The 19476-nt window shown below is 60.8% G+C and carries 16 protein-coding genes; 2 read left to right on the top strand and 14 right to left on the bottom strand.

The annotated features are described in order from the left end of the window. Positions 1-76: 76 nt before the first annotated feature. The 8 genes from IEX75_RS20985 to kdpF all read right to left on the bottom strand — a co-directional run bounded on the left by IEX75_RS20985 (position 77) and on the right by kdpF (position 9898). A complete protein-coding gene (locus IEX75_RS20985) occupies positions 77-775 on the bottom strand; it encodes a response regulator (protein ID WP_188797431.1) in 699 nt (232 codons plus the stop codon). Continuing rightward, entirely contained in the window at positions 772-3429 is a 2658-nt protein-coding gene (locus IEX75_RS20980) for a sensor histidine kinase (protein ID WP_188797429.1), read from the bottom strand. The genes IEX75_RS20985 and IEX75_RS20980 overlap by 4 nt, the downstream gene beginning before the upstream one ends. A 142-nt stretch (positions 3430-3571) precedes the next feature. After that, positions 3572-4150 (bottom strand): potassium-transporting ATPase subunit KdpC, encoded by a 579-nt coding sequence (gene kdpC, locus IEX75_RS20975; protein ID WP_188797427.1) that lies wholly within the window; start codon positions 4148-4150, stop codon positions 3572-3574. A gap of 10 nt (positions 4151-4160) precedes the next feature. Continuing rightward, complete coding sequence (locus IEX75_RS20970; protein WP_188797425.1) at positions 4161-5636, bottom strand: outer membrane beta-barrel protein; 1476 nt, start codon at positions 5634-5636, stop codon at positions 4161-4163. Between the two features lie 67 nt (positions 5637-5703). Then, the gene (locus IEX75_RS20965; protein ID WP_188797423.1) at positions 5704-5901 is read right to left on the bottom strand and encodes a hypothetical protein; all 198 of its coding nucleotides are present in this window, start codon (positions 5899-5901) and stop codon (positions 5704-5706) included. Between the two features lie 14 nt (positions 5902-5915). After that, complete coding sequence (gene kdpB / locus IEX75_RS20960; protein ID WP_188797421.1) at positions 5916-7988, bottom strand: potassium-transporting ATPase subunit KdpB; 2073 nt, start codon at positions 7986-7988, stop codon at positions 5916-5918. A gap of 18 nt (positions 7989-8006) precedes the next feature. Continuing rightward, positions 8007-9809 carry a potassium-transporting ATPase subunit KdpA gene (gene kdpA, locus IEX75_RS20955; protein WP_188797419.1) on the bottom strand — a complete coding sequence of 601 codons (1803 nt, stop codon included), beginning with the start codon at positions 9807-9809 and terminating at the stop codon, positions 8007-8009. After that, positions 9806-9898, bottom strand: a complete 93-nt coding sequence (gene kdpF / locus IEX75_RS20950; protein WP_115496368.1) for a K(+)-transporting ATPase subunit F — start codon at positions 9896-9898, stop codon at positions 9806-9808. Before kdpF ends, kdpA begins: the two co-directional genes overlap by 4 nt. Before the next feature lie 462 nt (positions 9899-10360). Between kdpF and IEX75_RS20945 the strand changes: the two genes are divergently transcribed. After that, positions 10361-10654 carry an addiction module antidote protein gene (locus IEX75_RS20945; RefSeq protein ID WP_188797417.1) on the top strand — a complete coding sequence of 98 codons (294 nt, stop codon included), beginning with the start codon at positions 10361-10363 and terminating at the stop codon, positions 10652-10654. Between the two features lie 150 nt (positions 10655-10804). Continuing rightward, on the top strand, positions 10805-11770 hold the full coding sequence (locus IEX75_RS20940) for a trypsin-like serine peptidase (protein ID WP_188797415.1): 966 nt from the start codon (positions 10805-10807) through the stop codon (positions 11768-11770). Positions 11771-11883: 113 nt separating this feature from the next. Here IEX75_RS20940 and IEX75_RS20935 read toward each other — a convergent pair whose 3' ends face one another. The 6 genes from IEX75_RS20935 to IEX75_RS20910 all read right to left on the bottom strand — a co-directional run bounded on the left by IEX75_RS20935 (position 11884) and on the right by IEX75_RS20910 (position 19400). Further along, on the bottom strand, positions 11884-13761 hold the full coding sequence (locus IEX75_RS20935) for a DEAD/DEAH box helicase (RefSeq protein ID WP_188797413.1): 1878 nt from the start codon (positions 13759-13761) through the stop codon (positions 11884-11886). Positions 13762-13880: 119 nt separating this feature from the next. Continuing rightward, entirely contained in the window at positions 13881-14447 is a 567-nt protein-coding gene (locus IEX75_RS20930; protein WP_188797411.1) for an FUSC family protein, read from the bottom strand. Between the two features lie 13 nt (positions 14448-14460). Continuing rightward, the gene (locus IEX75_RS20925; protein WP_188797409.1) at positions 14461-16716 is read right to left on the bottom strand and encodes a 3'-5' exonuclease; all 2256 of its coding nucleotides are present in this window, start codon (positions 16714-16716) and stop codon (positions 14461-14463) included. Positions 16717-16854: 138 nt separating this feature from the next. Beyond that, positions 16855-17073, bottom strand: a complete 219-nt coding sequence (locus IEX75_RS20920; protein WP_188797407.1) for a hypothetical protein — start codon at positions 17071-17073, stop codon at positions 16855-16857. Positions 17074-17159: 86 nt separating this feature from the next. Further along, positions 17160-18479: a hypothetical protein gene (locus tag IEX75_RS20915; protein WP_188797405.1), complete on the bottom strand. Its 1320-nt coding sequence runs from the start codon at positions 18477-18479 to the stop codon at positions 17160-17162. A gap of 126 nt (positions 18480-18605) precedes the next feature. After that, a complete protein-coding gene (locus IEX75_RS20910; RefSeq protein WP_188797403.1) occupies positions 18606-19400 on the bottom strand; it encodes a TOBE domain-containing protein in 795 nt (264 codons plus the stop codon). Between the last annotated feature and the right edge of the window lie 76 nt (positions 19401-19476).

Raw genomic sequence — 19476 nt, 5'->3', positions numbered from 1 at the left:
TGAACTGGATTCCGGCCTTCGCCGGAATGACGATGAGGCAAGATTAGCCTTGGCGGAGGATGGCAAGCGAGAACGCTTATCCATTCCCCGCCAAAAACCGATACCCCACCCCGGGCTCCGTCTTCAGCCACCGCGGCGTCGCCGGATCATCCCCCAGCTTCTGCCGCAACTTGCCCAACACGATGCGCAAGTAATGCGTATCCTGCACATGCGTACCGCCCCATATCTCCCGCAACAACTGCTGCTGGCTCACCACGCGCCCGGCATGACGGACCAGCATCGCAAGCACCGCATATTCCTTGCGCGTCAACGCGAGTGGCTCGCCATCCAGTGTGACTTCGCGCAAACCAAGATCGATGTGCAAGCGATCATCTTCGTAGCGCGGCAGTGCCTCGGCCGAAGTCACGCGATTGCGCATTAGCGCGCGCAAGCGTGCCATCAGTTCCTGGATGCCGAAGGGCTTGGTCATGTAATCGTTGGCGCCGGCATCCAATGCCTTCACCTTCTCCTTTTCGGAATCGCGTACCGAAAGCATCAGCACCGGGACTTGCGTCCACTGGCGCAATTCGGCCAGCACGTCGTGGCCTTCGCGATCAGGAAGGCCGATGTCCAGGATCACCATATCCGGATTGCGTGTCGCCGCCAGCGCCAGGCCTTCGGCCGCATTGGCGGCGAGCAGTACGTCGTAGCCCTCGGCACGCAAGCCAATGTCGAGGAACTTGCGGATCTGCGTCTCATCATCAACGACCAGTACGCATGGATTGGCAGCGCTCATGACGTGGGCGGTGTGGGCAAGGGAAGACTGATGCGAATGGTGGTACCAACGCCGTTGCCCGGCAAGGCTTCCACGCTGCCGCCGTGCGCACCGATCATGCCGCGGCAGATCGCCAGGCCAAGTCCCGTGCCTTGTGGGGCACGATCGCCACGCGCGACGGAATAGAACATGTCGAAGATGCGCGCGCGTTCTTCTTCGGGAATGCCGGGGCCACGATCGACCACGTCGATGAGCAGGCGGTCGCCTGCCACCCGTACGACGACCTGCACCGGTTCGCCGGGTGGGGAAAAACGTGCGGCGTTTTCCAGGATGTTGAACAGCGCCTGTTCGATCAGTGCCGGATGCACAAATAGCAGCACGGTTTCATTCGGCAGCATGGTATCGACGCGCAGTTCGGGGAACAGCTTGCGCATGCGCGTGATGGCCGAGGCGACGATTTCGGCGGAGTCGGTCCAGTCGCGATTGAGCTTGAGCGTACCGTGGCCAAGGCGCGTCATGTCCAGCAGGTTCTGGATATAGCGATCCAGCCGCTGGCCTTCGCCGAGAATCGCATCCAGCAGTTCCTGGCGTTCGCCGGTGGGCAACTGTTCCCAATAATTGGATAGCGTGCCGGCTGAGCCAATCATCGAGGCCAGCGGTGAGCGCAGGTCGTGTGACACGGAAGAGAGCAGGGCGTTGCGCAAGCGTTCGGTTTCGCCTTGCACACGCGCACCTTCCAGTTCGGATGCAAGCCGCGCGCGCTCCAGCGCCTGGCCGATATCCTGCACCATCGCCAGCGCCAGGCTGCGCCGCTCGATATCGGGCGAACCATGGTTCTCGAAGCGCAGCGCCGCGACACCAAGGCGATGGTCTTCGGTGCCTAGCGGCAGCACCCAGCAGCGTGCCGCGTTGAGGGTGTCGGTAAAGCGACCGGCCGGTTCGGCATGCTGTTCGCTCCACTCCGCTGCGGCAAGATCCTGCGTGGTCAGGGTGAGCGTGCGCGAACTGTTGGCAGCGATCTGCAGGCGGTGCTCCACATCACGCGCGAGAATGGCGACTTCGCAACGCAAAGCATGCGCCAGGGCGGCAACACCGACCTCGCGAATGCCATCGGCATCCGTGCTCGTCGACAGCCGTTGTCCGAGCGTAAGCAGCGCATGCGAGTAGTCGTGCGCGGCGCGCAATGATTCCACCTGGCTGGCCAATCGCGTGGCCAGGCGGCTGCAGATCAACGCCGCGGCAAAAAAAAGCGTGACGGCAAGCACGTCGTCGGAACTGGCGATCGCCAGCGTGTAGCGTGGCGGCGCAAAGAAGAAGTTGTAGCCGAGAAAGCACAGCGTCGCGGTATACACCGCCACGATCATGCGTGTGCGCACCGCCACCGCCATCACGCCGGTAAGGAAAATCAGCGCGAGATTAGCCACTGACAGATAGCGATCCGCGATGAACGCCAGTCCAAGGGCGATAACGGTGACGACCGTGGCAAAAATGTATTCGTCGCGGCGCCCATACATGGGCATTAGACGCAGACGTTTGCGCGCCCGCACGCGCTCGACGGGTGTGGCGATGATGGTGAGTTCCAGATGCGCACCGCGTCGCAACAACTGCTGCGTCAGCGAACGTCCGAGCATGCGCGCAAAAAGCCGTTCGCGCGTGCGCCCCAGGATGATCTGGCCGACGCCTTCGCGATCGGCATGCACCAGCAGTTCATCGGCAATCGCGTGTCCGCGCAACACGGAAACATCGCCGCCTAGCCGGCGTGCCAGGCGCATCGCCGTGTCGATGCGTTCGCGCCGCGCTTCATCCAGCGTGGCGCCGGTATCGACGAAGACGACCGTCCATGGTGCGCCACGGCGTTCGGCGATGCGGCGTGCCACGCGTACCAGGTATTCGCTTTGTGCGTGGCCATCGATGGCCGCCATCACGCGGCGGCGCACCGGCATCTTGCCGCCGCGCGCCAGCATGTGTTCGCGCAGATCGCTGTCGACGTGGCCGGCGACCGTATCCACCGCCAGTTCGCGCAAGGCCGCAAGATTGGTCGGCGAGAAGAAGGCATCGAGCGCGGCCGCCGCCGTTTCCGGCACATAGACCTTGCCTTGCCGCAAACGATCGATCAGCTCGCGCGGCGGCAGGTCGACCAGCACGATGTCGCGCGCCCGGTCGAGAAAGGCATCCGGCACCGTTTCGCGCACGGTGATGCTGGTGATGCGGCGCACCTGATCGTTGAGGCTTTCCAGATGTTGCACGTTGAGCGCGGTGTACACCTCGATGCCCGCGTCGAGCAGCTCGGCAATATCCTGCCAGCGACGTTCGTGGCGGCTGCCGGGCACGTTGCGATGAGCAAGTTCGTCGACGAGCAGGATGTCGGGTTTTCGCGCGATGGCTGCATCCACGTCGAACTCGGTGAACTCTCGGCCTTGGTAGTGCAGCGTGAGACGCGGCAACACTTCCAAGCCTTCCAGCAGCGCTGCGGTTTCGGTGCGGCCGTGGGTTTCCACCAGGCCGACGACGACATCCACGCCTTGCCGTTTCAGTTCGCGCGCGGCGGAGAGCATGGCGTAGGTTTTGCCAACGCCGGGCGCGGCGCCGAGAAAGATTTTCAATCGGCGGTTGCTTTCTTCCTGCACGACATCGAGCAGGGCATCGGCGCGGGCGTCGCGGGAGGTGTCGGTCATGAAGGCATCTTATTACGCTCAACCCGAAGCGTTGTACGTGGCCGTAAACGTGAGTCGTAGGTTGGGGTGCAAACCCCAACATTGCCATGCTTCAAAGGATCGCGATGTTGGGGTTTGCACCCCAACCTACAGGGGATATTCACTAATCGTGCTGCATCCCATCCAGCGCCAAATTCAACGTCAGCACATTCACCCGCGGCTCGCCCAGCAAGCCAAGCTGCCGACCTCGCGTGAACTTCGCCACCAGCGCCTGTACCTGCTCAACACCCAGATGGCGCACACGCGCCACGCGTGCCACCTGATACTGCGCCGCCGCCGGACTGATCTCCGGATCAAGCCCGCTACCCGATGCCGTCACCAAATCCGCCGGCACCGGTGCGGTATTGCCCGGATCGGCCTTGCGCAAGGCATCGATGCGCTGCTGCACCTGATCGTGCAAGGAAGGATTGGCCGGGCCCAAGTTGGAGCCGTTCGATGCGGTGCCGTTATACGGCTGCGGCGTCGTGGCCGAAGGACGACCCCAGAAATACTTGGGGTCGTCGAAGTTTTGGCCGATCAGTTCGGAGCCGATCGGCTTGCCGTCCTTTTCGATCAGGCTGCCGTTGGCCTGATGCGGAAACAGCACCTGCGCCACGCCGGTGGCAACCAGCGGGTAGGCGATACCGGTGATGACGGTCATCACCAGCAACATCGATACGGCATTGCGAATCAACCGGCCCATGGCGGTTACCTCAGTAGTGAATGATGGCGTCGAGCAAGGCGGTGAGCTGGTGGTCCTTCTTGCCGCCGTTATAGGCGTTCAAGTCGTACGAACGCTCGTAGCGAATTTCCGGCTGGATCTCCAGATCCTGTGTCACGTAGTGCGTCAGGCCCAGCGTGTGGCTGCTGTAGCGCGTGGCGAAGCCGGTACGGTTGCCCTTTTCGTCGTTATAGAACTCGTTGCGGAACGACAGCATGTTGCTGGGATCCAGCTCGAAGTTCAGGTAGTTCACGGCGCCGAACGCGCCACCTGTGCCTGGCAGTGCCGATGGGGCCTCGCGAGTCCAACCTGGGCCCAGGCCCGGAATATTGCGGCCGTACATCCGGTACGCCTCAGTCAGCATGTTGACGCGCTTGTTGAAGCGGTGGCCCCATGTGGCCACGTACATCTGCACGTTGTTGTAGTTGTAGTCTGACTTGTTCCAGTTGTTGACGCAGGGGTAGAGCATGTCGTTGTTGTCAGCCGATACCCAGCGCACGCAGGTCTGCAGCGACGGACGCGCGGCACCATTCCACGGTGCCGTGTCGTTGCTGGCATTTACGCCGATCTGGAACGTCCACTGCTGGCTGAGCCGTGTGGTGGTCATGATGCCGGTCTGCGTATACGGATCGACCGTGTACAGAATCGAGTGCGTCATCAGGAAGTTCTGCGGCGAGAACTGCGCCTCGATATCCGGCAGCGATAGCCAACGACCAGCGCGAACGATCATGCCCTCCGCCACCCACGGGATATACAGGTCGACGTAGAACAGCATCGGGTCGTCGCCGTAGATCTTGCCGTTGAGCGGCTGGTTTGGCGCCGGGTTGTTCAGCAGCTGGTTGCTGAATACGCCCTTGGTCACGGTGTAGTGATAGTCGTAACCGTAAAGATTGGAGATATCAAAACCCCAGTCGATATGATCGGTCTGAACCGTGTCTTCGACACGCGTGATGTTGGTGACGAACTGATCCAGCTCCACCCGGTTCGGTCGCGTGTTGTACGACAGCGGATAGTTGGTGAAGCTGGAAGTACTGTAGTTCGCGGCCGGCGTCACCCAACCGAAGATCTCGATGCGATTGCGCTGCATCCACTGGCCGAGCTTGGTGCAGCCCAGCGCCTTCTCCAGCGGATAGGTGCTATTGGTATCCGGTACGCCGATCGGCGCAGGTACGCCGCCCATCTGCCATTCGGAGTTTGGGAACGGCGGTGAATCGAATGGCGCATCCATCGCGCGGCGCTTGGGCGCGGCAGCGTTCGGATCGGCCGGCTGCGCGTCTTCACGATAAGCAGCTGCAAAGCGCGACAGGAAGCCGCGGCTGCAATCGCCGCTTTCGGTCGCAACGGGCGATGCCGGCAGGCTGGTGCTTGCAGGCATGTTGCTGACATCGGTGGACTGCGCCATCGCCGGTGTAAACACCGGTGCGGCAGTCAGCAGAATCGCTGCGGCTAGAGCCTTCTTGTAATACATACCTTCCTCTCGAACAGTCGTTGCTGGGCGGCATCGCCCAGTCAGCGACACCGATTTTTTTTGGATGTCAGATGCCGGCGTAGCCGCCGAGTACATATTCGTCTTCCGCCGTCATGGGTGTGTCCGGCGCCCGTGTGACGCTCCCTTTGGCACGCACCGGCAGTTCAATCACCACATCGCAGTCCGCTTCCTCAGAGCAAACGTGAACCTGCATGTTGGGGTGAGTTGCATCCGGGAGTGAAAGGGAGAGCTTTACGGTTTGCATAAGTGCATGCCTCCTCAGGCAAGACCAAACAGGACGAGCAGCATGTCGATGAGCTTGATGCCGATGAACGGCACCACGATGCCGCCAAGGCCATAAATCAAGAGATTCCGCCGCAACAAATGTCCCGCTCCCAGCGGGCGGTACTTTACGCCTTTCAGCGCCAGCGGAATCAGGAAGATGATGATCAGCGCGTTGAAGATCACCGCCGACAAAATCGCGCTCTGCGGCGTAGAGAGCTTCATCACGTTCAGCGTATTGAGCGCGGGATACGTGGTGGCGAACGCCGCCGGAATGATCGCGAAGTACTTGGCCACGTCGTTGGCGATCGAGAACGTGGTGAGCGAGCCGCGCGTGATCAGCATCTGCTTGCCGATCTCCACCACTTCGATCAGCTTGGTGGGATTGGAATCCAGATCCACCATGTTGCCGGCTTCCTTCGCCGCCTGCGTACCGGTGTTCATGGCCACCGCCACGTCGGCCTGTGCCAATGCGGGTGCGTCGTTGGTACCGTCGCCGCACATGGCTACCAGGCGGCTTTCGGCCTGCATGGTGCGGATCAGCTTGAGCTTGGCTTCGGGGGTTGCTTCGGCGAGGAAGTCATCCACGCCGGCTTCGGCTGCAATCGCTGCCGCGGTGAGCGGGTTGTCGCCGGTCACCATCACCGTTTTGATGCCCATGCGGCGCAGTTCGGCAAAACGCTCCTTGATACCGCCTTTCACGATGTCCTTCAGTTCGATCACGCCCAGTGCGCGGTCGCCTTCGGTCACGATCAGCGGCGTGGCGCCGCGGCGTGCGATGTCTTCGGCCATGCGCTTCACGGCCGGCGGCAGATGGCTGCCGAGGCCGTCGAGGTAACGCTCCACCGCATCCAGCGCACCCTTGCGGATGCGGCGCTCGCCCATGTCTACGCCGCTCATGCGCGTTTGCGCGGTGAAGGGCACGAATTCGGCCTGCAGCGATTCGAGTTCACGTTCACGCAGGTTGAAGCGTTCCTTCGCCAGCACGACCACGCTGCGGCCTTCCGGTGTTTCATCAGCGAGCGAAGCAAGCTGTGCAACGTCAGCCAGCGTGCGCTCCTCGATGCCCGGTGCAGCGTGGAACGCGAAGGCCTGGCGATTGCCGAGCGTGATGGTGCCGGTCTTGTCGAGCAACAGCACGTCCACGTCACCCGCAGCTTCTACGGCGCGGCCTGAGGTGGCGATGACGTTGGCGCGAATCATGCGATCCATGCCGGCGATGCCGATGGCCGACAGCAGCGCACCGATGGTGGTGGGAATCAGACATACCAGCAGCGCGATCAGCACCGTCAGCGTGATCGGGTTGCCCTTGCCGGCCACCTGCACGCTGTAGATGGAGTAGGGCAGCAGCGTCGCACAGGCCAGCAGGAAGATCAGCGTGAACTTGGCGAGCAGGATGGTCAGCGCGATCTCGTTCGGTGTCTTGCGGCGCGAGGCGCCTTCCACCATGGCGATCATGCGATCGAGAAAGCTCTCGCCCGGATTCTGCGTGATCTTGATCACCAGCCAGTCCGACAGCACGCGTGTGCCACCGGTGACGGCGCTGCGATCGCCGCCGCCTTCGCGGATGACGGGCGCGGATTCACCGGTGATGGCGCTTTCGTCGACGCTCGCTGCGCCGATCAGCACCTCGCCGTCGCCAGGAATCTGCTCGTTCGCTTCCACCAGCACAAAGTGGCCGGCGCGCAATTCGTTCGACGGCGTGAACACGATGGCGGCATCGCGCTTCGGCTCGGCAAGCTTCTTGGCGATCACGTCCTTGCGTGTGCTGCGCAGTGCAGCCGCTTGCGCCTTGCCGCGGCCTTCGGCCAGCGCTTCGGCGAAGTTGGCGAACAGCAGCGTGAACCACAGCCACACCGTTACCCAAAAGATGAAGGCGGTGGGTGCTTCGCCGTGGCCGGTCAGCGCCTGGATCCATAGCAGCGTAGTGAGCACGCTGCACACGAACACCACGAACATCACCGGGTTGCGGAACTGCAGCCGGGGCGACAGTTTGCGGAACGCGTCCGCAACGGCCTTCCAGATCAATGCACGATCGAACGTGCTTATGGCGTGAGTATGCGAAGTCATGGAATCGATATCCGTCGATCAGTGGGCCGACATCAGGTATTCAGCAATCGGGCCGAGCGCCAGCGCAGGCAGGAAAGTGAGCGCACCCACCACGACCACAACACTGGCGAGCAACGTTACAAACAGCGGCGTGTGTGTCGGCAGCGTGCCGGCAGAAGCAGGTACGTGCTTCTTGGCAGCCACCGAACCGGCCAGTGCGAGCATGGCAATCGCCAGTGTGAAACGCGCCCAGAACATGCACACGCTCAGCATGACGTTCCAGAAGGGGATGTTTGCGGAAAGGCCGCCGAATGCACTGCCGTTATTGTTGGTGGCGGAGGTCACCGTGTAGAGGATTTCGCTGAAGCTATGCGCGCCGGGATTACCCACGGTAGCGACGGCGGCCGGCGTCATCACCGCGATAGCCGTGCAGATCACGACCAGTGCGCAGGGGATCAGCACGGCGAGGCTCGCCATCTTCATTTCGTAGGCTTCGATCTTCTTGCCGAGGTATTCCGGAGTGCGGCCTACCATCAGGCCTGCGATGAACACGGCGACCACCGCGAAGGCGAGCATGCCGTACAAGCCACAACCCACGCCGCCGAAGATCACCTCGCCCAGCTGCATCAACCACATCGGCACCAGGCCGCCGAGCGGGGTGAGTGAATCGTGCATGTTGTTCACGGCACCGCACGAGGCAGCGGTGGTGATGGCGGTGAACAGGCTGCTGGCAGCGATACCGAAGCGTGTTTCCTTGCCTTCCATATTGCCGCCCGACTGCAAGCCGGATGCATGCTGGTCGATCGACAACGTATGCAGGATCGGATTGCCGGCCTGCTCCGCTGCGGTCACACCAATCGCCAGCGGTATGAAGATCACCAGCATGGTGGCCAGAATCGCCCAGCCTTGGCGCTTGTCACCTACCATTTCGCCGAAGGTAAGACACAGGCCACCGGGGATCAGGAAGATCGCCAGCATCTCCAGGAAATTAGAGAACGGCGTCGGGTTCTCATACGGGTGCGCGGAGTTGGCGCCAAAGAAGCCACCGCCATTGGTACCCAGCATCTTGATCGCAATCTGCGACGCGGCAGGGCCCATCGGTAGCGTTTCCGTGGTGAGCTGCGCGGGTTTGGTCACAGGATTGCCGGATGCATCCTTGACCGGGTTGCCAGCTGCATCGGTCACCGGATTGGCATACGTGGTGGTCTGCACCACGGGCACGTCGACATACGGCTTCAGATTCTGGATCACGCCTTGCGACACCAGCAGCATCGCCAGCAGGAACGAGACCGGCATCAACACATAGAGCGTGGTGCGCGTCAGATCCACCCAGAAATTGCCAATACCCTTTGCGGTCTTGCGCACGAAGCCACGAATGACCGCGATCAATACCGCGATGCCGGTGGCGGCAGACATGAAGTTCTGCACCGCCAGTGCCGCCATCTGCGTCAGATAGCTCATGGTCGACTCGCCCGAATACGCCTGCCAATTGGTATTGGTGGCGAAGCTGATGGCGGTATTGATCGACAGGTCTGGACTCAGCGTCGGGAAATGCTGCGGATTCAGTGGCAGATAGCCCTGCAGGCGCTGAAACGCATACACCAGCACCATGCCACACACGTTGAACAACAACATGGCGATGGCATAGTGCTTCCAGCCCATATCTTCATGGGCATCGATACCGCAAATGCGATAGATCAGGCGCTCGAAACCCGCGCCGATACGCGTGAGCCGGTTGGGTTCGTCGGCAAACACGTGCGCCATGTAGCTGCCCATCGGCTTGATGAGCAATAGCAGCACGACAAGAAAGATGCCGATCTGCAGGAAATCGTTGGCAGTCATTCGAACCACTCCGGTTTCAGCAAGGCCACGCACAGATAAACCGTCAAAGCCACCGCGATGACGGCGGCCAGTCCGTAGAAGAAGTTCATGGGATTCGCTCCGTTATGAAATCGCCGCCGCGAATGCGGTCAACGCGGCCCCAGGCGGTCGCAGAGCAGCAGAAAGCCGAGCGTGGCCGCAGCCAACACAAAGCCGAAGAGTAAGTAGACAAAGTCCATGGGTATCGCTCTATGCCTTTCAGCTGCGCACTTTAGGCATCGGCGTATAAGAAGCGGGTAGCGAAAACGGCGCGTTGCATAAAGAACGCGTAAAATTTTTTATCCCGAGGGAACTTGGGATGAGTCTGTGCGGCGTATGGCCTTGTTTTCGCTTGGGTCGATGCGTGTGGCGCGTAAGTTGGGGTGCAAACCCCAACATCGCCATGTCGATCAGGAGAATGATGTTGGGGTTTGCACCCCAACCTACAAACTGCTATGCGGTGGCGATAAAGCTTCACAGCAAGCGGATATCGACTTGGCGCTCACGTTGGCAAAGAACCTATGAGGTGTCCCATGGCTAAAACCAAAACCGCCCCATATGACGTGGCTGACTACCTGACGACGCCGGAAGATTGCGCCGCCTACCTCGATGCCTGTATCGAGGAGAGTGACGGTGATGCTGCTTTCATCGCCAAAGCGCTTGGCGATGTCGCGAGAGCCAAGGGAATGACCAACGTAGCGCGAGATACCGGTCTCTCGCGTGAAAGCCTGTACAAGGCCTTGTCGGGTGATCGTAGCCCCGACTTCGCCACCATCCTGAAAGTGATGCAAGCCTTAGGCATCAAGCTTCACGCGGCAGCAGCCTGAAGCAAGCCGTAGGCGGAGATGGCGTAGCGTAATCCCATGATCGGGAGCTCGAAACCACATCAAGTGTGTAGACGAAGGGGTAACGATCGGCATGCTACGAAGCGCGGGCGTAAAGGGGGATTTTCACGAAACGAAGGAGGCGTCTCGTTAATGCAAAAGCCATTTCTTGCTTTGCTCTTCGCAACAGCTTCAACGGTGATGCTTCATGTAAACGCAGGAGCCATTCCCGCTAATTCGCGCAACCAATCCGTCGTTCCTCTGGAAGTCGTTCCCAGTCCGCCGGCACCGAGCCGTGATGAGGTCATCCGTTTCTGGACGCCCGCGCGGATGGAAGCGGCTTGGCCACCAGGCCCTGGTTTTGATCATCGGTTCCCGATCGAACCTCCACTGGATGCACGTGCCGATCAGTCCGGCTATACCCTTGTGCAAGCCCCCTATGCGAATCGTCCGCTATCGCGCATTACGGGGATCTTGTTTTTCCACGCAAGTAGCGATCCCAATGAAGGACTGCACCACTGCTCGGCTTCAGTGATTCATTCACGCAGCGGGAATCTCATTCTCACCGCGGCGCATTGCATCTACCAGGCGCACGTATGGCATGACATGTTGATGTTTGTTCCCGCGTTTAATGGGATGCAACCCGTTCCCTTTGAAAAGTGGCCGATCCGCGTTGCCTTTATGCCCGGGCAAGGCGCGCCGGGTTCTCCCGAAACAGATATCGCCGTAGGCCGCGTGTACTCGCTGCCTTCTGGCAAGACGCTGGAGGCAGAAGTGGCGGGAAGCTTGCAACCTCACGTGAGCACCACGGAAGTGTTTCCGTTGGTCAGGGACATGGGTTATCCCTCCTATGCGATTCCGGGCGATGGCCCCTACTTATATGCACAGCAGCGTGAGTGCGATAGTCATACGCGCCAAAACGAAGAATTCAGGAGTCTGGTGCTGCTGAATTGCGCCCCTCAGCAAGGCAACAGTGGTGGTCCTATTGTCAGGGTGTATAGCAGCCCCATCGAAGTGGTGGCCGTCTTTGCGAAAATCACTCCTGATAGTGGGCAGCCACGATTGTTGCCGGATACCTTTATTCCTATCTATCGAGCTGCTGATTCGCTCTCGCCATAGTTGGATCGGAACATGGGTGCAAAGTGGGACGAGATGGCAATCCCAACTCCAGCAGGACACAAAAAAGCTGGGATAGGTATCCCAGCCTTGGACAAGATTCGTTGAACACTTGTCTATGCGAGACGCGAAGCGTGCCCGAGTTGTGTCTGGATATCGTTGATCGAGGCGCGGATGCGCGCAGTGAACACCGATTCCTCATGATGAAGCAAGATCAGTTGCTCGGTGGCGCGAGTCATCGCGACATAGAGCAGACGCGCTTCCTGTGCCTCGTCCTGGCCATGTTTGGGCAATGCGCCAAGGCCTGGAATGATCACCACCGGAAATTCCAGGCCCTTGCTGGAGTGCATGCTCACCAGCTTTACGCTGTCTTCACCCGAAAACAGCGAGCTCTTGCCGCCACCGTCCGCATGACGGCTGGCGATGCCGGCATGCTGCAAAGCCTGGTGGATCTTTTCACCTTCCCAATGATTGCGGAACAGCACCGCGACGTCCGAAAGAGTGCGTCCTTGCTGTTGCTCGAGGCGGATGCGTTCCACGATGGCGTGCAGCTCGGCGCTCGCGTTTTCGGTGCGGATCAGGATAGGAATCGCGCCACGACGACCGGCACTTTCGGGCGCGATCAACGGTACGTCGTCGTCGTCGGCAATACGTTCGTCGAACAGCGCTTGCGCAAACCGGCGAGCGACGGAAAGAATTTCCAGCGTGTTGCGGTAATTGATGCGCAGGATGGTGGTGCGCCCCTGTGCCTGCACGCCCACGCTCTTCCAGGTGAACGCCGGCCGGTTGGCTTTGCCGTAGATGTTCTGGGCGTCGTCGTAAAGCACCAGTAATGACTGCGTAGACGGGTCGACCATCTGCACGATCAGACGATACCATTCCGGTTCGAAGTCGTGGCCTTCATCGATCAGCACGGCGCCATATTGAAAGCGCGGGATCTGGTCGCGTTCCACCCCGTGCATCACGCGCTCCACCATGGCTTCGAAAAAGCCATCGCCTTCGGGCGGCAGCGGCACGTGATAGGCCTTCAACATGGCCCGGCACCAGCTGTGAAAGTTGTAGACCTGCACCTTGTCCGCCAGGCCGCGCTCACCCATCAACTGGCCCAGCCGTGCCGCCAGCGTCTTGTTGTAGCAAAGAATGAGAATAGGTTTGGCCAGCGTGCGCGCCAGATGCATGGCGCGATAGCCGAGGATCATCGTTTTGCCGGAGCCGGCCACGCCGTGGATGATGCGGTGTTCGTCGCCGAGGGAGCGCGCCAGTTGCTCCTGTTGCATGTCCATGACGCGGATCAGGTCGGGGATATCGATCGCCGTCGTGCTTGCGCCGTCCTGACCGAAAGCCAGCCCGAATTGCCCTTCGCCCCACTCCACGCGCAGTTCCGGAAACATGTGCCAGCGGATACGGTCGATCTGCGGCAGCGTCAGCGCGCATGGGAAAACCTGGGGAAACATCGCCCAGAGTCGTTCCTGGAAGGCTTCGGCTTCCACGCTTTCATACATGTCATCGCGACAGATCACCAGGTGTCCGGGGATGACCTGTTCCAGCTCGCCATCGGTGAACTGCTTGCGGCTGATGTTGGCTAGCACCACGCCATACGCCCACGGCATGATCAGCTTGCCGGCGTGACGGTGTTGGGTGGGATGGATCAGGGCGGGATCGCGCTCCAGTTCTTCGTTGATGCGCACGGCATAGGCGTGCGCCTGCATCAGCGGATTGGTTTCCTTCACGACGCCGCGCTGAGTGATCAGCGTGAACTGGGTCTTGTCGGCGATGATTCTTTCCGGCGCCCAGTCCTTGACCTCCAGCACCAGCAAGCCGCGGCGGGGATGGAAGATCACGAAATCGGGGCGGCATTGATGCCGGCCGATCGGCACGTCGTACCACAGCAGATAGTCGTCTTCGAGCTTCTGCTCCAGCCGCTCGGAAAGGCGTTTTTCGCCGGACCGCATGCGGCCAAGGCAGCTGTTGCGGGTAGGGATGAGCTTGGCCATCCGTGCCTTCCGGTCTGATTCGGCGTTGCTGCCGATCATAGAGCAGCTACGTAGGTTGGGGTGCAAACCCCAACACCGCCATGCCCGATGCATACGGATGTTGGGGTTTGCACCCCAACCTACGATTTCTCGCCTGGCAAGAGCTTTTCCAGCTTGTGAGCCATGCCGGTCACCAGCAAGGCACTGGCAATACCGATGGTGACTTCGCCCAGGCGGGTGAGCGCAATGGTCCAGAAGGGGCCGTTGTGCGGCACCAGCATCACGATGGTGACGGTGGTGGCACTGAGCTTGCCGGCGCTGCCGATGTTGAAGAGCCAGCACAGTACGATCGATATGGCCATGGTGATGGCGTAGACGATGTAATTGTCCTGCGCCAGATACGAACCGATGATGGCGATGGTGGCGCCGATCGCCGCACCGAGCACCTGGTCGATCGATGATTTGCGCGTGTCGATGTAGCTCTGCTGTGTGACCGCGATGGCGGTGAGCGCACCCCAGAACGCCTGTTGCGTGTGCAGCAGCAAACCCAGTCCGTAGCCGAGGCTGGCCGCGGCGATGGACTGTACGGCCAGGGACAGGCCGTTGATCAGGCGGTGGCTCCAGGGCAGGCGTTGATAAACATCCTGCAACTGCTGGTGGATGTCGCCGAGCTCGCGGCGCAGTTCGCGAATGGGACGTCCGTTCATGGCGACAGCATCCCTAGAGCGGCGTGAGCTTGGCGTAAGCCGCCACCAGCCATTTGCTGCCGGCGCTTTCGAAATTGATTTGCAGGCGTGTGTGGGCGCCGCTGCCTTCGGCGCTGATCACTACGCCTTCGCCGAAGCTGGGATGGCTGACGCGCTGGCCCAGCTTGACCGGCAGATCTTCTTGCAGGGATGGTGCCGGTTCGGCGAAGCGGCCGGCATAGAGCGGTCGGCTTACTTGCACGCGTGGGCGTACTTCATCGAGCAAGGAGGGTGGTATTTCGGCGAGGAAGCGCGATGGGCGCGAAAGCATTTCCGTGCCGTGCATGCGGCGCGATTCGGCATGCGTGATAACCAGGCGCTGGCGCGCGCGCGTGATGCCGACGTAGGCGAGACGGCGTTCTTCTTCCAGTCGTCCTTCGTCCTCGACGGAGCGCTGGCTGGGAAACAGGCCTTCTTCCACGCCGACCAGGAAAACCAGTGGAAACTCCAGGCCCTTGGCCGAATGCAGGGTCATCAGCTGCACGCAGTTGTCCCAGGATTCGCCCTGGCCTTCGCCGGCTTCCAGTGCGGCGTGCGAAAGGAAGGCGGAGAGTTCGCTGAGGCCTGCTTCGATGTCGTCCGGCGTGAGTTCGAAACGGCTGGCGACGTTGACCAATTCATCCAGGTTTTCCACGCGCGATTCGGCGTTGCCGCGGCTGTCTTTTTCGTAGAAGTCGCGCAGCCCGGATTGGGTGATGGCGTGGTCGATTTGTTCGGCGAGAGAAAGTGCCTCGCTGCTTGAAGCCCGCTCCCTTCCGGGCAGAGTTTCAGGCAAGAGCTGCCCCTCGCCCCAGCCCTGGGGAGCGGGGGAAAAGGCGCGCGCCATGTCATCGATCATCGCGAGAAATCCTTTCACCGCGTTCTTCGCACGCCCGGCCAATTCGTTGCTGGTGGCTAGTTCGTTCAACGCGGCCTCCCACATCGACGAACCTTCGCCGCGCGCACGCCGGCGCAACACGTCCAGCGTACGATCGCCGATACCGCGCGGCGGCGTATTCACCGCGCGCTCGAATGCCGCATCGTCATGACGGTTGGCCGTGAGGCGAAGATAGGACAGTGCATCCTTGATTTCCGCGCGTTCGAAGAAGCGCAAGCCACCATAGACGCGATAGGGAACATCGTGCTGGATCAGCTGCTCTTCGAAATTGCGCGATTGCGCGTTGGAGCGGTAGAGGATCGCGCAATCCTTTGCGTCGCCGTGTTCGGCGATGTACTCGCGAATGCGCTCGATCACGAAGCGCGCTTCGTCCTGTTCGTTGTACGCAGCATAGACGGCGATGCGTTCACCTTCCTCGCCGGCCGTCCACAATTGTTTGCCGAGACGGTTGCCGTTGCGTTCGATGACGCTGTTGGCGGCTTTCAGGATGGTAGACGTGGAGCGGTAGTTCTGTTCCAGCTTGATTGTGCGTGCGCCGGGAAAATCGCGCAGGAATTGCTGCACGTTTTCCACCTTCGCCCCGCGCCAGCCGTAGATGGCCTGGTCGTCGTCGCCGACCACGAACACCTGGCCGGTACGACCGGCAAGTACGCGAATCCACGCGTATTGCAGTGCATTGGTGTCCTGGAATTCGTCGATCAGCAGATAGCGCCAGCGTTGCTGGTAATGCTCCAGCACAGCGGGTTGTTTCAGCCAAAGCTCATGGGCGCGCAGCAGCAGCTCGGCAAAGTCCACCAGGCCGGCGCGGCGGCAGCCATCTTCATAGGCTTGGTAGATCTGCACCAGCGTGCGCGTGACTGGATGCTGGTGATGCTCGATGTTCTCCGGGCGCTTGCCTTCATCTTTCCAACTGTTGATCTGCCAGGCGGCCTGGCGTGGCGGAAAGCGTGCTTCGTCCAGCCCGAGGCCGGCTATGACGCGCTTCACCATGCGCTGCTGATCGTCGGCGTCGAGAATCTGAAAACTTTCCGGCAGTTCGGCTTCGCGCCAATGACGGCGCAGCAGGCGGTGCGCGATGCCATGGAAGGTGCCCACCGTGAGGCCTTGGGTACCGCCTGGAATCAGATTGTCCAGGCGCGCACGCATTTCGCCTGCGGCCTTGTTGGTGAAGGTAACGGCGAGAATCGCCCACGGCGGCACGCGATCGACCTGGTTGAGCCAGCCGATGCGGTTAGTCAGCACGCGCGTTTTGCCGGAACCAGCGCCGGCGAGGACCAGGTAGTGGCCGGATGGTGCGCAGACGGCTTCGCGCTGTGCGTCGTTGAGCGAGTCGATCAGGTGGGAGACATCCATCCGCGGGATTGTAGCGGGTGGCGCAATCTGACACAGGGATGGTCTGCGTAGGTTGGGGTGCAAACCCCAACATCGCCATGTTGATCAGGATGGCAAAGTTGGGGTTTGCACCCCAACCTACGAGGGAACGGAGTGCGCTCAGCGCTTCGAGAACAATCCACCCAAGGTCAGCAACGCCCCAACCACGATCCCACTAATACCCAGCCACGGCGGAATCGCCTTGTCATGTGTGGCCGTGAACTTGGCCGAGCCGATCTGCAATAGCGTGTCGGTTTGCGTATAACTGCCGTGGCCGAACACAACCCACAGGCCGCCGACCAGCAACACGAGTCCCAGGATGATCAGAATGGCGCGCATGATTCGCTCCGTGAAAAAGATGAAGCGATCATAGGGGCTTGTCTCCTACAAAAGGAAGGCAGCATCCCTGCCGCCTTCATACACGCTTAAAACTTGTAGTCGATCATCACGCGGTTGTAGACGAAGGTCTTGTTGGTCGGATTGAGGTTGTCGATGCCGCCGTTGGACAGCTCCCAGCGGTCGCGCAGCGTCAAGCCTCTCAGATAGCCGTCCAAATGGTAGATCACGTCGAAATACAGGTCGTGGCTGTTGCCGCGGTAATAGGTGAAGTATTTCGCGTAGGCGGTGGTCAGTTCGAGTTTCTTGTTGAACAGGTCGTAGGTGAACTTGCCTTTCCACGCGCGGCCGGGGCCGGCTTCGACCAGGCCACGGATCATGGAGGTGGTGAACAGCGGATCGGTGCCGTAGTTGGTGGTGTACGGCGAAATCAGCGCGCCGCCGCCGACCGCACCTTCTTCGTGCGCCACCTTGTTGTAGAGGATGTCGAAGCGTCCGTTGGGAATCACCACGCCGAGATCGCCGCCGATGACGCGGCTTTTCACATGGTCGCCGGCGACACCAAACAGCTTGGTGCCGGTTTCGGTAAAGCGATTGTCCGATCCGTCATTCTGCGCCATGTACTGCGTGCCGATGACCGGATTGAAGCCCGTGCCGGTGTCGAACACGTAGCTGCCTACCCCGTAAAAGGTGCGCGCGAAATTCATGAAGTTGTAGTAGCGCAGCTGGGCGTTGAGCCCACCGTTGACGTACGTGGTGCCGCCTTCCCAGGTGCCGGGTGCGGATTGCGCATGCAAGGGCAGCGAGCCGTTGTTGCCGTACATCGAATCACCGTCGTATTTGGACGGGTAATAGAGGTTGTCCGCATACATGCCGCTGGAGGTACGGCTTTTCCAGCTGTATTCACGCACGGCGAAGAGGTTCCAGCCGGTCAACGGCGTGACCTGTACCTTCAATGCGTTGTAAGACGAAGGAACGATGCGCGAATCGTTGTTGCCCATCCAAGGATCGTCGGCAAGGTATTGATAGCCGCCGCGAAACAGAAAGATGCCGTGCTGGTATTGGAGAAATGCCTGGCTGAAGGTGCCGATCGAGTTGTTCGGGCCGGCGAGTGTGGTATCGATCTTCGCCAGTTCGTTCGAATGCGTGCCGAACGAGTTGGTGGTGGCGAATGAAGCGCCTACGCTGAAGCCGGTGAGGAACGTGCCGGTCTGCGCATTGATCAGCGCAGCGACGGAGAAGGCCTCGGCGTTCGGTGTGGTCTTGCTGGCGTAGAGGCGGCTGAAGTTGTAGAGACGCAAATCGCCGTCCACATGGCCGTCGCTGAAGATGTCGCCGTCTGCATGCGCGGCGCCGCTCGCCGCAAGCAATCCCACCATGGCGGCGACGAGCGCCTTTCGCTTCAACATGCCAAATTCCCCGTCCGAAGTGAGCGATTGCCGAGCCCTCTGTCCCCCGTCTCGGCGTTATGTAGACGAGTATATGACGGTTTTCGGCGAAGCCCTATTTACGGTTTGGCATGTCAGCACTGCTGCTTAGCGGGTAGTCCCGAGCATCACGCTGGAGGCTTTCACGACAGCCACCACCGGCACCCCTTCCTTCAGACCCAACTGCGACACGCTTTCCGTCGTGACGACGGCCGCCATCACGCTGCCGCCCGTCAGGCGCACACGTACATCCGCGTTCACCGGACCTTCGACGATTTGCACGATCGTGCCGGGGAATTGATTGCGTGCCGAGAGCCGCATGCCCTCGTCGGGTAGGGCGAGCAGCACCGAGGAAGCCTTGATCAGTGCGATAGCCTCGCTGCCGATTTTCAGGCCCAGGTTTTCCGTGCTCTCGCAGGTAAGCGTGGCGACGACGTGTTCGCCGCCAGGCAATTTCAATTCCACGGTGTCGTTGACGACACCCTTGTGGATCGCCACGACGTGGCCCGACAGCTGATTGCGTGCACTGGTACGGAACATAAGGCTCCTGATCAGCTTGATGTCGTCGGCGGAAGCTTCGGCCAGCGTCTCGAATTGTTCAAGGAAGCGGCGATGCACTTCTTCCAGCGCTGCAAACGTTTCGATCAGCCGCTGTCCGCGTTCGGTCAGGCGCGTGCCGCCACCGCCCTTGCCGCCGGCCGCGCGGGTGACCAGGGGCTCATCCGCCAGGTTGTTCATGGCATCGATCGCATCCCATGCGCCTTTGTAGCTCATGCCCACGGCACGTGCTGCGGCGGTGATGGAACCGGTCTCCTTGATCTTGGCCAGCAGCGCGACGCGATCGGCGCCGCCCAGCGTCTGGTCGCCTGCCTGGAGGGACAGAATGCCTTTGAGCTTGAACATCCCCGCGCTCGTTTATCGATGTGGCTGGCGGAGTCTAGCTAAAGGACGATGCGTTTGTAGGTTGGGGTTTGCACCC

Source organism: Dyella nitratireducens, from assembly GCF_014642835.1.
GTDB lineage: Bacteria > Pseudomonadota > Gammaproteobacteria > Xanthomonadales > Rhodanobacteraceae > Dyella_B > Dyella_B nitratireducens.
This window is presented reverse-complemented; position numbering and strand designations above follow the sequence as displayed.

Bases quoted from the DNA above. Each gene is read 5' to 3' on its own strand.
- IEX75_RS20910 (WP_188797403.1), bottom strand. From the start codon at position 19,400: ATGTTCAAGCTCAAAGGCATTCTGTCCCTCCAGGCAGGCGACCAGACG.
- IEX75_RS20925 (WP_188797409.1), bottom strand. From the start codon at position 16,716: ATGGATGTCTCCCACCTGATCGACTCGCTCAACGACGCACAGCGCGAA.
- kdpF (WP_115496368.1), bottom strand. From the start codon at position 9,898: ATGAACTTCTTCTACGGACTGGCCGCCGTCATCGCGGTGGCTTTGACG.
- IEX75_RS20965 (WP_188797423.1), bottom strand. From the start codon at position 5,901: ATGCAAACCGTAAAGCTCTCCCTTTCACTCCCGGATGCAACTCACCCC.
- IEX75_RS20945 (WP_188797417.1), top strand. From the start codon at position 10,361: ATGGCTAAAACCAAAACCGCCCCATATGACGTGGCTGACTACCTGACG.
- kdpB (WP_188797421.1), bottom strand. From the start codon at position 7,988: ATGACTTCGCATACTCACGCCATAAGCACGTTCGATCGTGCATTGATC.
- kdpA (WP_188797419.1), bottom strand. From the start codon at position 9,809: ATGACTGCCAACGATTTCCTGCAGATCGGCATCTTTCTTGTCGTGCTG.
- IEX75_RS20940 (WP_188797415.1), top strand. From the start codon at position 10,805: ATGCAAAAGCCATTTCTTGCTTTGCTCTTCGCAACAGCTTCAACGGTG.
- IEX75_RS20915 (WP_188797405.1), bottom strand. From the start codon at position 18,479: ATGTTGAAGCGAAAGGCGCTCGTCGCCGCCATGGTGGGATTGCTTGCG.
- IEX75_RS20980 (WP_188797429.1), bottom strand. From the start codon at position 3,429: ATGACCGACACCTCCCGCGACGCCCGCGCCGATGCCCTGCTCGATGTC.
- IEX75_RS20970 (WP_188797425.1), bottom strand. From the start codon at position 5,636: ATGTATTACAAGAAGGCTCTAGCCGCAGCGATTCTGCTGACTGCCGCA.
- IEX75_RS20935 (WP_188797413.1), bottom strand. From the start codon at position 13,761: ATGGCCAAGCTCATCCCTACCCGCAACAGCTGCCTTGGCCGCATGCGG.
- IEX75_RS20930 (WP_188797411.1), bottom strand. From the start codon at position 14,447: ATGAACGGACGTCCCATTCGCGAACTGCGCCGCGAGCTCGGCGACATC.
- kdpC (WP_188797427.1), bottom strand. From the start codon at position 4,150: ATGGGCCGGTTGATTCGCAATGCCGTATCGATGTTGCTGGTGATGACC.
- IEX75_RS20920 (WP_188797407.1), bottom strand. From the start codon at position 17,073: ATGCGCGCCATTCTGATCATCCTGGGACTCGTGTTGCTGGTCGGCGGC.
- IEX75_RS20985 (WP_188797431.1), bottom strand. From the start codon at position 775: ATGAGCGCTGCCAATCCATGCGTACTGGTCGTTGATGATGAGACGCAG.